Source organism: Ruminiclostridium josui JCM 17888, assembly GCF_000526495.1.
GTDB lineage: Bacteria > Bacillota > Clostridia > Acetivibrionales > DSM-1351 > Ruminiclostridium > Ruminiclostridium josui.
The window spans coordinates 636,021-652,623 of the sequence record NZ_JAGE01000001.1 but is presented as its reverse complement, the minus strand read 5'-3'; the positions used below and the strand labels follow the sequence as shown (position 1 = coordinate 652,623).

Annotated in this window: 16 protein-coding genes; 12 read left to right on the top strand and 4 right to left on the bottom strand. The window is 32.1% G+C overall.

Annotated elements, in window-relative coordinates:
• Nucleotides 1-169 precede the first annotated feature (169 nt).
• Nucleotides 170-1,618: a tryptophanase gene (locus tag K412_RS0103170; protein WP_024831773.1), complete on the top strand. Its 1,449-nt coding sequence runs from the start codon at nucleotides 170-172 to the stop codon at nucleotides 1,616-1,618.
• Between the two features lie 77 nt (nucleotides 1,619-1,695).
• Here K412_RS0103170 and K412_RS0103165 read toward each other — a convergent pair whose 3' ends face one another.
• Entirely contained in the window at nucleotides 1,696-2,244 is a 549-nt protein-coding gene (locus K412_RS0103165; protein ID WP_024831772.1) for a transcriptional regulator, read from the bottom strand.
• Between the two features lie 272 nt (nucleotides 2,245-2,516).
• Between K412_RS0103165 and K412_RS0103160 the strand changes: the two genes are divergently transcribed.
• From K412_RS0103160 to K412_RS0103125, 9 genes are all read left to right on the top strand, one after another.
• The gene (locus tag K412_RS0103160; protein WP_024831771.1) at nucleotides 2,517-3,893 is read left to right on the top strand and encodes a copper amine oxidase N-terminal domain-containing protein; all 1,377 of its coding nucleotides are present in this window, start codon (nucleotides 2,517-2,519) and stop codon (nucleotides 3,891-3,893) included.
• A 211-nt stretch (nucleotides 3,894-4,104) separates the two neighbouring features.
• Nucleotides 4,105-5,859 (top strand): ABC transporter ATP-binding protein, encoded by a 1,755-nt coding sequence (locus K412_RS0103155; protein ID WP_024831770.1) that lies wholly within the window; start codon nucleotides 4,105-4,107, stop codon nucleotides 5,857-5,859.
• A 78-nt stretch (nucleotides 5,860-5,937) separates the two neighbouring features.
• On the top strand, nucleotides 5,938-6,108 hold the full coding sequence (locus K412_RS22105; protein ID WP_117385187.1) for a CLI_3235 family bacteriocin precursor: 171 nt from the start codon (nucleotides 5,938-5,940) through the stop codon (nucleotides 6,106-6,108).
• Between the two features lie 73 nt (nucleotides 6,109-6,181).
• A complete protein-coding gene (gene ccpM / locus K412_RS0103150; RefSeq protein ID WP_024831769.1) occupies nucleotides 6,182-7,621 on the top strand; it encodes a Cys-rich peptide radical SAM maturase CcpM in 1,440 nt (479 codons plus the stop codon).
• Nucleotides 7,622-7,640: 19 nt separating this feature from the next.
• Entirely contained in the window at nucleotides 7,641-8,750 is a 1,110-nt protein-coding gene (locus K412_RS20360; RefSeq protein ID WP_034847108.1) for a TIGR04066 family peptide maturation system protein, read from the top strand.
• 22 nt (nucleotides 8,751-8,772) lie between these two features.
• A complete protein-coding gene (locus tag K412_RS0103140; protein ID WP_024831768.1) occupies nucleotides 8,773-9,069 on the top strand; it encodes a peptide maturation system acyl carrier-related protein in 297 nt (98 codons plus the stop codon).
• A gap of 390 nt (nucleotides 9,070-9,459) precedes the next feature.
• Nucleotides 9,460-10,146 carry a LamG-like jellyroll fold domain-containing protein gene (locus K412_RS20355; RefSeq protein WP_024831767.1) on the top strand — a complete coding sequence of 229 codons (687 nt, stop codon included), beginning with the start codon at nucleotides 9,460-9,462 and terminating at the stop codon, nucleotides 10,144-10,146.
• 316 nt (nucleotides 10,147-10,462) lie between these two features.
• Entirely contained in the window at nucleotides 10,463-11,452 is a 990-nt protein-coding gene (locus K412_RS0103130) for a DUF4885 family protein (protein ID WP_024831766.1), read from the top strand.
• 129 nt (nucleotides 11,453-11,581) lie between these two features.
• A complete protein-coding gene (locus K412_RS0103125; RefSeq protein ID WP_024831765.1) occupies nucleotides 11,582-12,502 on the top strand; it encodes a dockerin type I domain-containing protein in 921 nt (306 codons plus the stop codon).
• A 121-nt stretch (nucleotides 12,503-12,623) separates the two neighbouring features.
• Here K412_RS0103125 and K412_RS20350 read toward each other — a convergent pair whose 3' ends face one another.
• The gene (locus K412_RS20350; RefSeq protein ID WP_242835510.1) at nucleotides 12,624-13,388 is read right to left on the bottom strand and encodes an MFS transporter; all 765 of its coding nucleotides are present in this window, start codon (nucleotides 13,386-13,388) and stop codon (nucleotides 12,624-12,626) included.
• A 13-nt stretch (nucleotides 13,389-13,401) separates the two neighbouring features.
• On the opposite strand from K412_RS20350, the gene K412_RS20345 reads away from it, so the two are divergent.
• Both K412_RS20345 and K412_RS0103110 read left to right on the top strand, forming a co-directional pair.
• Nucleotides 13,402-14,127: an S-layer homology domain-containing protein gene (locus K412_RS20345; RefSeq protein WP_242835508.1), complete on the top strand. Its 726-nt coding sequence runs from the start codon at nucleotides 13,402-13,404 to the stop codon at nucleotides 14,125-14,127.
• Complete coding sequence (locus K412_RS0103110; protein WP_024831763.1) at nucleotides 14,115-14,489, top strand: Rossmann-fold NAD(P)-binding domain-containing protein; 375 nt, start codon at nucleotides 14,115-14,117, stop codon at nucleotides 14,487-14,489. Before K412_RS20345 ends, K412_RS0103110 begins: the two co-directional genes overlap by 13 nt.
• On the opposite strand, the gene istB is transcribed toward K412_RS0103110, so the two are convergent.
• Together istB and istA are read right to left on the bottom strand one after the other, a co-directional pair.
• Nucleotides 14,469-15,263, bottom strand: a complete 795-nt coding sequence (istB, locus tag K412_RS0103105; protein WP_024831762.1) for an IS21-like element helper ATPase IstB — start codon at nucleotides 15,261-15,263, stop codon at nucleotides 14,469-14,471. The two genes, K412_RS0103110 and istB, sit on opposite strands and share 21 nt — an antisense overlap.
• Nucleotides 15,260-16,492 (bottom strand): IS21 family transposase, encoded by a 1,233-nt coding sequence (gene istA / locus K412_RS0103100; RefSeq protein ID WP_024831761.1) that lies wholly within the window; start codon nucleotides 16,490-16,492, stop codon nucleotides 15,260-15,262. The genes istB and istA overlap by 4 nt, the downstream gene beginning before the upstream one ends.
• Nucleotides 16,493-16,603 lie beyond the last annotated feature (111 nt).

Here is a 16,603-nt window from a genome sequence, read left to right as displayed (position 1 = left end):
GTTAATTTTACTTCGCTGTTATTTTAGTTGTACAAATTGAAATAAAGAAAACTTTTCTTTGAAATATCCTATATATAGAGTATTTCCTTTCAAATGATTTATTTTTTACTTCTGCTTTATAAATCAAGCTAAAAAGATTTATAAAAAAATAAACAGGAGTGATTAGTGAATGTCTAATGTAAAGTTTTATTACGGTGAAAATGTACCTCTAGAAATGCATAAGGTACGAATTGTACAAAAATTGAATCTTGTGTCTATTGAACGTCGATTGGAAGCTATTAAAGAAGCAGGAAATAATACGTTCTTATTAAAAAACCGTGATGTTTTTATGGACATGCTTACTGACAGCGGTGTAAATGCAATGAGTGATAAGCAGTTGGCTGCTATGATGGAGGCCGATGACAGTTACGCTGGTTCTGAGACTTTTTCAAAACTGGAAAGCAAAATCACAGAAATTTTTGGAAAAAAGTATTTTCTTCCTGCACATCAGGGAAGAGCCTGTGAAAATATTCTTTCTCAGGGATTTGTGAAGCAAGGCTCAATAATTCCTATGAATTATCACTTTACGACTTCAAAAGCTCATGTTTATTTAAATGGTGGTACAGTAGAAGAAATAATTATTGATGAAGGTTTAAATGTTACCAGCGAATATCCTTTTAAGGGCAATATGGATGTTAATAAGCTAAAAGCAATAATTGCAAAGCATGGCCCTGATAAAATTGCTTATGTTCGTTTGGAAGCAGGAACAAATCTTATAGGCGGACAGCCTTTCTCACTTCAAAATATGAAAGAAGTTCATACTGTTTGTAAAGATTTTGACATTATGTTAGTACTGGATGCAAGTCTATTAGCAGATAATCTGTATTTTATTAAAACCCGTGAAGAAGCTTGTAAAAATATGAGCATAAGAGAAATAACCCGTGCTATGGCCGATTTATCCGACGTAATTTATTTTTCTGCACGTAAGCTTGGATGTGCTCGTGGGGGCGGAATTTGCACAAATAATAAGGATGTATATTTAAAACTTCGTGAGCTAGTAACGCTTTATGAAGGTTTTTTAACATATGGAGGTATGTCTGTTCGTGAAATGGAAGCAATAACAGTAGGTCTTGATGAAACTATGGATGAGAATATGATTAATCAAGGACCTCAGTTTATTGAATACATGGTGAATGAATTAAAAAAGCATGGTGTACCCGTCGTAACTCCGGCAGGTGGTTTGGGATGTCATATAAATGCTATGGAATTTCTTTCACATGTACCTCAAAGCCAATATCCTGCAGGTGCACTTGCTTCGGCACTTTACTTAGTAAGTGGTGTGCGTGGAATGGAAAGAGGTACAATTTCTGAGCAGAGAGATGAAAATGGAAATGAAACATTCTCTAACATGGAACTTTTAAGATTGGCAATGCCCAGACGCGTATTTACTCTTTCACAAGTCAATTATGCTATTGATCGTGTTCGCTGGCTATATGAAAACCGTAAATTGGTTGGTGGGCTAACCTTTGTGGAAGAGCCCCCAATATTACGTTTCTTCTTTGGAAAACTGTCAACAGTTTCAGATTGGCAGACTGAATTAGTTTCAAAGTTTAAAGCGGATTTTGGAGATAATTTATAGAGGTTATATACCTGAATTATTGAAATAATAGAAAATCCAGAAATGCCATTGTTAACTGGTGTTTCTGGATTTTTATACTATTTCTTCATCTTCATCTTTAATAAATGTTCTACATACTCTTTATCGAACGTTTCTACGAGCTGATATCTTGATTTTACATTGAGTAGTTTATAAATACGAGTCAAATTCTTTTTTACAGTACTTAGTTCAATATTTAACTCACTAGAAATCTGAGAACGACATTTGTTATCAAATATTAACTTTACATGCATTAATTGATGGCTAGTTAAAGAGTGTAGAAGACTATTGGTTTTTTCTTTTCTATAAGCATCAGCAAGAATATAATTAGGACTAACATCTGATAGTTGTTTGATTTTTGTAGAAATGTTTTCATTAATCGTAGTAGTAACTGGGGAAAGGACAGATTCTTTCGTAGTATAAACACCCGTGAGCATAATGGTTTTTGAGTTTATGTGTTTTATAAACAGTTCCTTCTTTAAATAAATACCATCCCAATCGTCGTTGGTCAAATTAATATCCAGAAAGATTATGTATGGATTATTTTTTATTGAAGGAAATGAAGTGTCTGTATCATTGTTTGAGATTGGCAATTTTATGCTGCTCATTGTTTGATCACCTCTTTTGAATTATATGTTTGCTAAAGTAAAAAGGAACTTGGTTTTATTTAAAAGTATTTTACATGTTTTATGGATTAGGACCAGCCATACTTATTGATATATATATGAAATAGTTAGAATGATTAATGAAAAATTAAGTACTATTAGGGAATATAAAAGCGATAGGTGCATAACCTTGTACTGAATTTGGAAAATATGGTAAAATAAGTACGCAAAGTAATTTTTCAAAAGAAAATGAAGACAAAGTTTTGGAGGATGTAATGGCAAACACACTTTTTTCTATAAAACCTTTATTAGAGACAATATTTAAAATCTTGAATAAAAGTACTAACTATTTTGCGGATGCATACTTATTAAAGAATGTTTCTCTAGTTTCTAAATGGAAGACAGGAAAAGTGATACCCAAAAATGAGGATATAAGTAAGATTGTTGAATTTGTAAACAATGAATCTACGGGAATGCAACGACATTTAATACGTAATAAACTAGAAGAATTAATTAATGAATCCTCGCTAGATGTGCATCTAAAAAGTATGTTGCTTAGAATAGAAGACTTTTCAGTGTTTTTGACTGAAGTACTCATTCTTTCCGTATCAGATACAGCTGAAAAAAGTGAATCTGAAACATTAGTGTACAATGAAGTGACGGAAGAACTACCGGAAGAAGAAGTGAATTTGCAGGAGGTACTATCTGATTCACATAGAATTCAAAGATTTTTCAAAGCAGTTTCAAAGAATTTGCACAAAACAAGGATAAAAAAAGTATTTCTTGTTATAGCGTTATGTGTTGCTATATTGATTTTTTTTAAGTTTATAACTAATAAGGATTTGAACAATTCAATATATGTGAGTAATCCAAACTTATCTAATGAATCTACTACAATAGAACTTTCTGATAAGTATTTTATGTCATATACGCGTATTAGTGATTCTGGTGATGAGGTTCAGGTAGACATTAATAGTAGTATTCCTATACAATTTCGTAATGCGTCTCCTCTATTGTTTGATAATGTGTTATACCTGCCTTTTGGAGACGTATTTATGAACATGGGATTTTCATTTGTTGATTTTAATGGCAGTACTAAAGTCTGCAAAGAAATGCGAACAGGACAAACTGTTATAGCAAAGGTAGGTACTAAAGAACTTCAGGTTAATGATAAAATAGTTAAGCTATCAGATTCCATAAGAATGGGAAAATACGATTTGTACATACCTGCATATAGTCTAAAAAATTTTACTTCATATTTAGACAGAATGATTCCTCAGAATATTGATATTAAGATAGATAGTAAAGATGAACCCCAATATAGGAATCCCCCTCGTATAGTTGATGGTGTTCTGTATCTATCCTTTAGATATATATTTGAAAAGTTTAAATATAATGTTATGCCTGATAGAACAACACAAAAGGAAACGGAGAGAGCCATTGCCGTAAATGATATAAAAAAAGTAGAAGTCGAGGAAGGTAAGGATTATGCAATTTTAAATGGAAATCCAATACCGCTTAGCTCAGCTGTATTTGTGTCTGGCAATATTACTTATGTTCCAGTAGATATAATTAAGCAGGTATTAAATATTGATTACAAGTGGGACAAAGATAATAGAATATTGGAAATAACAACAGGCAAGTCAAAATGATGGGGTAGGATTAATAATTATATAATGTGCAAAACAAAAACACTAAGTTTAAAACTTAGTGTTTTTTTGTCAAAAAAATAAATAGCTTCAAGGGGTAGTAAAAAAAAGTCGCCTTCAAAAAAACAATGGATTAGAATATAATAATTTACAACAAAGTAAAAAACAGGTAAATTAATTTTTTGTATGATGAAAGCTTGTGTGAGGCTTAAATATGACTATAGAAAAAGAAACTAAGAAAATAATTTTTGAAATAATAAAATTGTTTAAACCCTATAAATGGAAGGCGGTTATAGTCATTATATGCATAACATTAGCATCTGCTTTAAGTATATTAACTCCTATTATTAATCAAAAATTAATGGATGACGGGCTGATTTTAAAAAACACAAATATTATTATTAAGTATTCAATTTATAGCTTGTTGCTATTAGGGATTATTCAAGGATTAGGCGCTATTGAAACAAAATATCGTACATACATAGAAAATTTTATAGCGTTTACTCTTGAAAAAAAAGCTATCCGACATAGTTTAAGAATGAAAATGAGCTTTTTCAATGATACAAATTATGCAATGGTAATGAGTAATTTAAAAACTGATATAGGAAAAATATCTGGATTGTGTGATAGAAATACTTTTTACATTTTAACAAGCGTATTTAGAATCATAGTGGGAGTTGTAGGACTTATCATTATTAGCTGGAAACTCAGCATTTTAGTGCTGATTGTAACACCAGTTAGATATCTCATAGTAAAAATTTTATCTAAAAAAAGAATAAACTTATTTAGAACCTATATAAAAATAAGTCAGGATTATTCAAGCTGGCAGGGAGACACTTTTGCAGGGATAAAGGAAGTAAAGAACTGGGTTCTGGAAGATTTAAAAATAAATGAATTTATAAAAAAACAGAGAGATATCATTAAGCAAAATATAAAAATAGCTTATTTGGAAAGTGTAAATGGAATTTCAGAAACTTTATTTACTGAAATAATTATAACACTAATGTACATAATTGGCGGATATTTGATTGTAGGGCAAGAACTTACTGTTGGAAAGCTATTTGCATTTATCACATATAGTCATTACGTTACAGGGCCGATATTCGCAATTATGAATATTAAATATATTTTTGCAGGAATATTACCATCAGCCAAAAGGTATTTTGATTTTTTGGATATGGAATATGAAGGGGATTACAGAAAAGGAAAGTTAGAGAGAATAAATTCCGATGAGGTTTTAGGAAGTATTGAATTTAAAAATGTTGTTTTTTCCTATAAGGAAAAAGAGCCAATATTGAAAAACATAAGTTTTAAAATCAATCCCGGAGAAAAAGTTGCAGTAATTGGAAGAAATGGAGTAGGGAAAACAACTATTATAAATTTAATTTTAAGATTTTTAACACAAAATTCAGGGCAGATACTTTTGGATGGTAAGGATATTAATTCCCTTAACTTAAAGGATTATAGAAAACTGATAGCTATCGTAAGCCAAGATATTTATCTATTTAATACAACAATAAAAGAGAATATAATGCTTAATTCCAAAAAGACAGCAGATGAGTTTTGTACAGTTATGGAAAAATGCAGGGCAGATAAATTTATTGAAGAAATGCCTGATAAATATGAAAGCATGGTAGGGGAAAGAGGGAGTAAATTATCTGGTGGTGAAAGACAGAAGGTAGCTATGGCTAGAGCCTTAATAAGGGATTCAAAGATTCTTATATTAGATGAAGCTACAGCCAATTATGACATGCAATCCGAACGTGAGATAAATAATGCTATAAAGGAAAATTATAAAGATAAAACAACAATTATAATAACTCATAAACCTGACATATTGGAGATGGTAGACAAAATTATAGTTATAAATAATGGACAGGTTGAAGACATGGGTAATCACCATGAACTATTTACTAGAAACAAGTTTTACCAGGAAATGATGAGTGTGCCGGAAGGTATAACTGCTTAGCGTTATTAATATCCTTACTTTAGTTCTCGAGAAAAGAAGGATTTTAATATAAATACATAACGAAAGGAAAGATGAATAATGAAAAAATTAGGAAAGAAGAAGGTTGAAGCTGTAAAGACTATAGAGGCGTATGGAGATAGTACTATATGTACTAACAACTCTGACTACTGTGAATGCAATGGATACGTGTCTCATTATGAGCAAAATAATAGAAATTGGAGCGACTCCTATTATTATTGGAATTCGTAATATGAATTAAAAGAAAAGTAGAGTGCATAGGATGATTTTTTATCCTATGCACTACTAAAAAAGGGTGGTGTGTATGGGTAATAAACCGTTGATAAAGCTTTTTAAAACAAGAGAAAAGTTCTATTTTTTTGATACCAATAAGAATACTATAGTGGATATTACTAGCAAGCAATATCAGGCTATTGAAAAGTATATAGATAGTAATTCAGAAAGTAGTATAGCTTTAGAAGCTATTAATAATATGCGTGAAGAGGGCTATTTATCTTCAAATAGAGTAAAAGAAATAGTAAGTTCAGTGGATGAGGTATTTCAGTTCTATTTAGAGAACAATGTAGAGATGATTATTTTACAAGTAACACAACAATGTAATTTCAGATGTGAATATTGTATTTATTCAGGTAGCTATTATAATAGGACACATTCGAGTAAAAGAATGGACTTTGAAACAGCCAAAAGAGCTATTGACTTTCTTATTAGGCATTCAAAAAACCATGACAGAATAGGTATTAATTTTTATGGCGGAGAGCCTCTGATTGAATTTGATTTAGTTAAGAAATGTATAGAGTATGCTGAAGAAAAGTGCGAAGGGAAAATAGTACAATTTTATATGACCACAAATGGATATCTCTTAAATGATGAAGTTGTGGAATTCTTATTCAAGCATCATGTACATATAACTATCAGTCTTGATGGACCAAAGGAGATTCATGATGGACATAGAAAGCTTGCTTTTAATGACGGTGGTACATTTGACAAAGTTTATGAAAATATTGTAAATATACAGAAAAACTTTAATAATTATATGTTTTTTATTTCGTTTAATACAGTTATTGATACAAAAAATAATTTTTTTACTATAGATGAGTTTTTCAAGAACAATGAGGTTATAAGAAACTTAGATAGCAGAATAACATCAATTTCTGAAAGTGGTAGCAAAAAACCTTTAAAGGTATCAGATACCTTTTATATTAATAGGGAATATGAAGTTTTTAGAGAAATGTATTACCTTGTAAGAAAGCATACAAATAAAAGCAGATCTAAAATAACAAAAAATGCATGTGATAGCATAACTGGTTTACATGAACGTTTAAAGCCTGAAAACAGACTGCCTGAAAAATCACATCCAAGAGGTTCATGTATTGTTGGAAGCAAAAGACTTTTTATAAGTGCGGATGGCATGTTTTATCCATGTGAAAAATGTAATGAGGCTTCTGACCTATTAAGAATAGGAGATTTAGATAATGGTTTTGACACGGAGCAAGTTAGAAAACTTATAAATATCGGTAAAATAAGTGAGGATGAATGTAAGAATTGTTGGGCTATAAACCATTGTACTATATGCCCTGCTGTTTTAAATAGTTCAGATAATGAGTTTACAACAGAAGCTAAAATGGAGATGTGTAAAAAAGTTAGAATGGAAGTTGAAGAAAATTTAAAGAATTATTGTGTTCTCAAAGAATTTGGTTATGCTTTTAAAAGCGCTGAAGAAAATATGAATTTAATCAGTAATTAGGGAAGTGGGGTTGCTAGAAATGAAAAGTAAATATAATACAATGATATATCCCTTTGATATAGATAGTGTGTCACTAATCAGGCATAATGATATTGTTGAGGACTATACTTTTGTACATGCAGTTTCTCCAAATGGATGGGGGCTTACAGGCAAGGATGCTGGTTGTGCTGATGATGGCGAACCTACGGGGTTAATTGTTGAGAGCGATTTTAATAAAGCTTTGGAGGATTGTGATACTGTTATATTTGTAACGTCCAGTATAGAGTTAGACTTCATAAACAATGTATATCCTAAAATTATAAAGGCTGCTGAAAGTTCAAAGAATATAGTATGTGCTATAAAATTAGAAGAAGAAACACTGCTTAAAGTTAGTGAAATTTGTAGTAAAAATGATAAGTTTTTCAAGTATTTAATAGATGATCATAAAGCAAGTAAAAATCTATTACTTGAAAAGATTTTCAAAGTCGATGTACCCATAATATTTGTGGCTGGTTTATGTGAACAAACAAATAAATTTGAGGTACAGCTAAATATCAGAAAAAACTTAATGAAGATGGGCTACAAGGTGTCGCAAATAGGTACACGTAATTATTGTGATTTAATGGGATTTCATTCTTTTCCTCAGTTTATGTTTGAAAAGGATTTTTATGAGTGGGAAAAGGTAACCTTATTTAACTATTATGTAAGGAAGATAGAAATTGAGGAAGAGCCAGATGTTATAGTAATAGGTATTCCTGGAACAACGATACCGTTTAATGAAACTTTTCCAAGTAAATTTGGAATTTTAGCTTATATGGTTTCACAGGCGGTGACTCCTGATGTTACTGTATTAACTACTTTATATCAGAAAGGGTTTTCGAAGGAATACTTTGATTTAATGTCTAAGGTACATGAAAACAAATTTGGATATAGCATAGATTGTTATAATATTGCAAATTCAATATTTAATAGCGAATATAGCAGACTTGTTGAAAAAATGCAGTTTGTTACTTTAGATTATAAATTTATTAGCGAAAAGATTAAAAGTTACAGCAATTTACAAACACCTGTCTTTAATATTTTGGATAAGAATGATGGTAAAAGGATGACAGAATTTCTAGTAAATAAGCTGTCAGAATATGCAGTTTAAATAAGCTGGTTAGGAGGATTATATGTGTAACTCGTTAGAAAAAAATTATATAACTGAGAAGCTAAATAAAATATTTAAAAATAGATTTGAGATTGATTTATTTAGCGAGGAATTGGCTGTAAATATTGATGACAATATTCTAGGCAAGAAGTTTAGATTCAGGGCAAGGGATCTTATATACTTGGTATATGATATTGAAAAGGAATTTAACATTATTATAACAGATGAAGATATTGATGATATTAAGCTTAATACCCTAAGAAATATTATAACTGTTATTAACAAAGAATTAGAGCAAGCTAAGAGAAAAATCGTTTAAATGTAATATTTAGAATAACAGATAATGGTATTGAATTTAATGAAGCTGCATGTAATTTAGGAGTAAAGGTATCCGAAAATCAAACTGAAGGTGAATATACATCGAATTATATATCCACTGGAAGAATTTTAAATAAATTACTTCAGTAAATCCAATATAGCATTTCTCCAATATTATCTTATCTTGAATTAAATATTATTCTCAAATAAGAATTTCATAAATGCCAATAATTTTACATAACTACTTCAATGATAAATTTTAATCGAAAGGGGGAAAGGGTGAGCAGATAAGCAAGTTAAGGAGTAGTATTGTAAAATTTAAATAGCTGCAGTTACGTTTAATTTAACTGCACTAAATCAAAATATCTATAAATATAAGGAGAAAGTACTTATGAAAAAGATTACAAAATCAATACTAGGTTTTCTAGCAGCAACAATTTTATTTATTCAAGTAAGTCCCTTAAGTGCAAGTGCAGCAATAAATAGGCATTTTGCGATTAAAAACACAACAAAGGATGTATGGTACGGTGTAACAGCAGACGTAACAATACCGTCCACTATCAGTGGATTAGGTAGGGGAAGTGCAGGATATGCTGACTGGTATATAGGTATGGATCCATCAAGTGGCACTGCAGTTGAAGCAGGAATATCCTATAGTCAAGGGGAGTTTCGCGTGTTTTTAAATACCGGTAATGGTAATGGCGCTGGTGTAGTTGATTCATCAATTAAGCCTGGACAAAAGGTTAATCTAAAAATCAGGTTAAGCTCTGATGGTAAAACTGCATCTCTATATGTAAATGGAGCCTTAAGAAAGTCTGAAAGCACTGTTGGAAAGTTTACTAATGGAAAAGGAAAAGCAAAGATAGTAATCGGAGTACAAGATGAAGGAAATGCTTCTACTAGTGTAGCTACAATTGATAATGTTAAGCTTTGTGCAAACTCGGCAGGTACTACTTACACAACAATGACTTCTTCAATGGGCAGTTATAGTACATATAATGCAGGAACTACTTCTAAAAATCCTTTCACAGTATCTTCTACATTTCCATTAAAGGCTAGTTTAAATTCTGGATACTAATAAAAGATTGGGTCTGTAAATAATTTGAAAAGGCATATCAAGTATCCCTATATTTGGGTCATTGATATGCCTTTATCTACTTAGAACAACTACATGAATATTCAATAATAGTTAATATTATCCATAAATATGACGATAAAGGAATTGACTTTAATAGTTAAAAATTTTTACTAAGCAAATTTGCCTTCCAAATATAATGCGCTGGCAGGTGTAAAGTCAACAATGAATAACATAAAAATAACATTAAAATGGCAATATAATTTACATAATACAGAATACCAATTATTTACAAAGTAATTGATTGAGGTGATTAAAAATGGGGATTAGTACTACATATAGTAATTACTATAATGTAAAAGGCAGATTTACGTCAGAAACACAAGAAATTCCTGAATGGAAAAAGAAGTATGAAGTCACAACTGATAAAATTAAAAGTCAAAATTATAGTCAAAACAGTAATGAATATAAGGCATATTGCAAGTTGGAAGAAACTTATTATTCTTCTTCCATTTCTAACCGTGCAAAATATCAATGTGTTGATGAACTGAGTAATGCATTGGGGCAAAAATATTTGTTTAGTTCTAAATATAAAGATTATACTTATTCCCAAAGGCGAGCTATGTATGAAAATGAATTAGAAATGACATTATATGGGTGTTTGTTAGGAGGCGGTAATTTAAATGATCCCCATATATCAGGAGCTGTTAGTGAACCAACTGAGGAAAATAAGATTAGTTATAACCGTAAAATGGTAAATACACAGTTTAAGAGTATACTCTCTAATGTTGGCATAAAATGGGGGCTGTTAGATAATATTACTTTGACAATCGAACCATTTGATTATAAGCTTGAGGTACTTGGAATAGATAACCAAGAAATTATCCGGCAGTTAGAAGAAGCACTTAATAAGGATAATAATTCTAACCAGCTATTTTTTTATATATTACATAATTGTAGTACAAATATATCAGATGATGTTAGAACAAAGTATCGTGTTTCAAAAGATTTCCAGAATGTAACAGGATTGGATTTAAGAGATTTTGAACAAGTGAATGGTGACTTTATCAATAAGGATGGTAAAAATGCTTTAGACTTATATAAAGAAGCTCTTAAATCTACTACATCAGTACCAAGTGAATTCAAGGGCAATGCTTATTCATATTTTAAAGAGTTATTAGATAAAATAGCAAAAGTTAAGTTTTCAGAAATACCTGATTTAAATTTAAGCATTGGATTTAAAAATGGAATGCTTTATGACCTATCCAATGAATATGTTCAGAAAGATACTTTTAATATGTCAGTATAGATTAGATTTTTTTATTTACCAATATAAAAAAGATTTATATTGATGTGTAAAACATTTACATATTATAATAGAATTGGACGTGTGTAAAAACGTTAGAACAAAAGGAAATAATTGTTGGGAGGGAAAAGAATGTATAGTTTAAGAAAAAGGCTGTTGTCATTAGTGTTGGTATTAAGCATTTGCTTTTGTGGAAGTTTTGTTTTTAATGCCAACCAGGTTGCTACTGCGGCCACAGGACTTATCGGAGACCTGAATGGAGATGGTGCCATCGATGCACTGGATTATTCGTTAATGAAGCAAGTCTTGCTTGGCTCGATTACCGACCTACCTGTTCAGGATGATCTATATGCTGCTGACCTTGACGGTGATGGAAATATAACAGCATTAGATTTATCATTATCAAAGCAGTATCTTTTAGGACTTATTACAAAGTTTCCTAAAAATCCACCTGAAAACGTTACCACTGTTATAATGCCTTTAGGGGATTCAATAACTGATGGTATATTTGTACCAGGAGCGTACCGAATTAAGCTGTGGGAAAATATAACAAATGCTGGGTACAAAGTTGATTTTGTAGGATCTCTGTCAAACGGACCAGCTGAACTTGGTGATAAAGACCATGAAGGTCACTCTGGCTGGCGTATTGATCAGATTGATGCCAATATTAATACTTGGATGACTACATATAAGCCAAAAATTGTTTTATTGCACATTGGTACAAATGATATTTCACAAAATTATGATTTGAATAATGCACCTAACAGATTAAGTTCATTAATTGACAAGATATGCGCTAAATTACCTAGTGGCGGAAAACTCTATGTTGCAAAAGTCATTCCTCTTAGCTATGCAGATGTAAGAAATTATAATAATCAAGTTGCCCAAGTGGTTCAGAACAAGGCTAGTCAAGGCAAACCTGTATATCTTGTTGATATGTACAGTGCAATATCACTATCTGATTTATCAGATGGAGTTCATTGCAACAGAACAGGTTGTGATAAGATGGCGGATGTTTGGTTTAATGCTATTAAAAATGATTTAGGCAAATAATTTACCTTTATACATTTTAAGAGTTCATAAAATAGAATTTAAATTTAGCTCCTTAATTTGTGTTAAATATTTTCAACACAGATTAAGGAGCTGTTTTATTATGCAAAAAATAAAAATGAAGTTAGGATGTTTTGGATGAATTAAATCTTACAAACTTTGCTTTCAAGAGTAAAATGAGCAGTATTCCCACGCCTGCGCAGATAGCCGCAATTACAAATGCAGGGAACATCAATGATATATCATTAGCAGCTATGTTTTTATAATATCCGGCCACATATGAGGAAACAACGGCTCCAATACCGAATCCCATCAACACCAAACCATAATTTGTTGCCATGTGCCGAGCTCCGAACAAATCCGCGGTAAGAGCTGGAAAATTACTTAAGAAACCGCCATAGAAAAAGCCTATAAAGGCGATAACCACATAAATCCAGTACCCATTTGCGGCGTTAACAAGCAGGGACATGCCACCTGTGCCTGCAAGAAGGATAATAAGAGTAAGCTTGCGTCCTATTTTATCCGAAATTATACCCCACAGAAGCCGACCAAAGGAGTTGCATATAGAGATTATAAGAACTCCCACCACCGCAGTTGACTCAAGCCCTTTAGCAACTGCAATAGGTTTGGCGAATCCAATCATCATAAGGCCGCCCATGCAGGCAAGAGCCATTGCAAGGGTAATCAGATAGTAAGAAGGTGTTGCAAGGACTTGCTTTGGCGAAAGTTCAACACCTGTAGGCACGGGAGATTGTTGCTTTGATGCTCCACTTGGAGCTGATTTCATATTTTCATAGTTCTCTGGTGGATTTTTAATCATAAGTCCACCAATTGTACAAACCACAAGAAAGAGTCCGCTGAGAACCATAAAGGTTTTCTGTTCACCCATCTGCTGTCCAGAAATGGTAACATTCCTATGTAAAGCTGTAGGTTTATCACAATCGGATGAAGATACATATATAGATATAAGAGAACATTGGGCAAAAAAATGGATTGCAGCAGCGGTTTCACAGAATATAATTGACGATGGATTAACATTTCGACCGGATGATGCTATAACAAGACAAGAAGCTGTAGAGATGCTGTGCAGAGCGCTGGGTTTATCCCCTGACACATTAAATGAAACACCATTTTGTGACATAACCGCAGATTCAGGATATTCTACTAGAGCCTTTAAAGAATACCTTATGCTTGGCTCAGTCAAGGATAATGAAAGATATTTTTATCCCTTGAGTGTTCTTAAAAGAAGTGAAGCAGCTGCCATAATAGTAAATCTTTTAGATTATAAGTCAGATATAGAAAGCTTTAAAGCACAAAAGAAGGCTATATTGGATAAACAGGAAAAAGAAACTCCTACTACCCAAAAAATACAGCAGAAAGAAGTAATAGTCAGTACGGCAGAGGAGTTGATTAAGCAAATAGGTTCTAACAAAAGAATTTTGCTAAAACCCGGTACATATAATCTGTCATCTATTAAGCAGCTTGACAATGGGGACAAAACCGTTACATGGAAGCAGGTTGATGATGGAAAAGAACTAAACCTTAATAGTATTCATAATCTGACAATTGAAGGTATGAATAATCAAATAGCAGAAATAAAAGTAAATCCTATGCAATGGGAAGGGTAATTGGTCAGGAATACGATAACATAAGGTGCAGGTGCATTGATATTGACAAAACTGTGGATATAGACTCAATCTTTTCTGAGTTGGGTCAAAAGAAGTTTATATTTAATGTTTCATATCGTAATGGAGAAAGGTATATTCAGAGCCTGCAAAGAGAAACCCTGGATAGTAACGGCAGAGATAAGATTCAAATCAGGGAGAAGGGTGTGTACATAGTTGCTGGGGGTTCAGGCGGAATAGGTCTGGAAATATGCAGGTATCTCGCAGCAGAGAAAAAAGTGTCAATGACGTTTCGATTTTGTAATTTTATAGCGTTTAAATTTTGCTGTTTTATGGCAAAAAAATTATTCCTTAGTCTTAAATAATGTATTTACCATTGTGGTACTTCCTGTCATCATCTCCTTTCGTTCCTTTAGACGATAACTTTCACCTTTAATACTTACAACTTGACAATGATGTAGAATTCTGTCAAGAATAGCGGAGGCAATAGTTATATCTGAGAATACTTCATTCCATGCTGAAAAAGCTTTATTTGAAGTAAATATGGTTGTATTTCTTTCATATCGTTTGGCTATTAATTGAAAAAATAAGTTTGCACCTTGAATATCCATTGGAAGATATCCAATTTCATCAATGATTAGTACCTTGTATTTGGCAAAGTTCTTCAATCGTTCCTGAAGTCTATTTTCATAATGGGCTTTGTTCAACTGCGTAATTAAGTTATGGCAGTTAATATAATAAGTGGAATATCTATGCTCTGCAGCAATCATTCCAAGTGCTACAGCAAGATGTGTTTTGCCAACACCAGGAGTACCTAGAAAAACAACATTTTCTTTATTTTCCACAAAGCGCATGGTCGCAAGTTCCATGATCTGCTCTCTGTTAATGCTAGGTTGAAAATCAAAGTCAAACATGTCAAGTGTCTTTTTATATGGAAATCCTGACATTTTAATTTGATTTTCCACAGCTCTTGATTTCTTTGACTTGGCTTCTTCTGTGAAAATATGATCTAAGATATCGACGATATTTCTCTTTTCATGAATGGCTTGCTCTAAGTAATTATCAATAATCGTAAGTGTATTTCTCATTCCTAATGTTTCAAGGTTGTTCTTGATTCTTTCGTAAGCTAGTTCACTCAAAATGTTACTCCTCCCATCAGCTCATCATACTGTTTAAGAGAATGTTTTGGAGATGGAAAATCTACAATATCTGGATTATGTAGAAGTGTGTTTTCTATATCAAAACTCTGTTTAACCAACATTGTTTTATAGTGTTCTTTGTTGACGTTTAAGGTGTTTTTACTGTATGATAATTTATGAATTGATATTTGTTTTCCTTGAAAATATGCAGCTAACATATTTTGAAGGACAATGACTGCCACATCTTTGCCTACATATTCTGCTGGTACAGAATACTTATTACCGGCATAGCTGATAAGGCAGTCTTTTTCAACTCTTCGAAGATTAATTTTGTCTATTATGTATTCTCTTTTTAATGGAGATAACATCTCATCTCTCAATCGATCAATAGGACGTTCATTGGTAGTTCCATGAACCTTGCTGTTAACCTTATTACACCATGCATACGCCTGTCCATTTAAGTCATCGAGAGAAGCGTATTTTATACCTGTCATAAAGTTGTCTCTAACATATGCAACGGTTCGTTCTACTTTTCCTTTTGTCTGTCCGCGATATGGTCTACATAGAACAGGCTTATATCCATAAAATCCTGCAAAATCTTCAAACTGTCTATTGAGTTCACTGTCAGCTTGTTTTAATAATCGCTTTACAACAACTTGTTTCATATTGTCGTATAATATTTCTTCAGGATATCCTCCAAAATATCGAAAAGCATTTACATGACAACGTATTAGTGTTGAAGTACTCATATCTGTTACAAATTCAATATATCTCATTCTAGAATACCCTAAAACCATGAGAAAACAGTAAAGCTTTTTATATTCTCCATTTTCCAGTACCTTATAGTTTTCAAAGAATCCCCAGTCAACCTGTCCCTGAAGTCCAGGCATCGTTTCAAATCGGACAGTGGCTTTTTGATTTAAGTCCTGTTTTTTTGATGAAACATACTCACGGACTATGGTATATTTGCAGTTACAGCCTTGTTCTAGAAGCTTTTCATGAATTCTTACTGCACTAAATGGTGCTTCTTCTAGCCATAAATCGATCTGGTGCTTGTAAGAGTCTAATTTAGAAGGTTTGGGACCAGTAAGCTGATAGACAGGTTTTATATCTGATTCTGCATATTTCTTTGCAGTACGTGGATCCATATGATATTTTCTTGCAATCTCTGTGTAAGATAATCCTTTCTTGCGATCATTTCGTATTTCCATCCAGTAGTTTCCTTTCATTCTTTGTACACCCCAAGTTTTATTTGAAGTGTATCACAAGTTATTTTGTTACCACCATATACATACAAAATTTAACCGCTGTTTTCTTACATTTTATCACCGTCATTGACA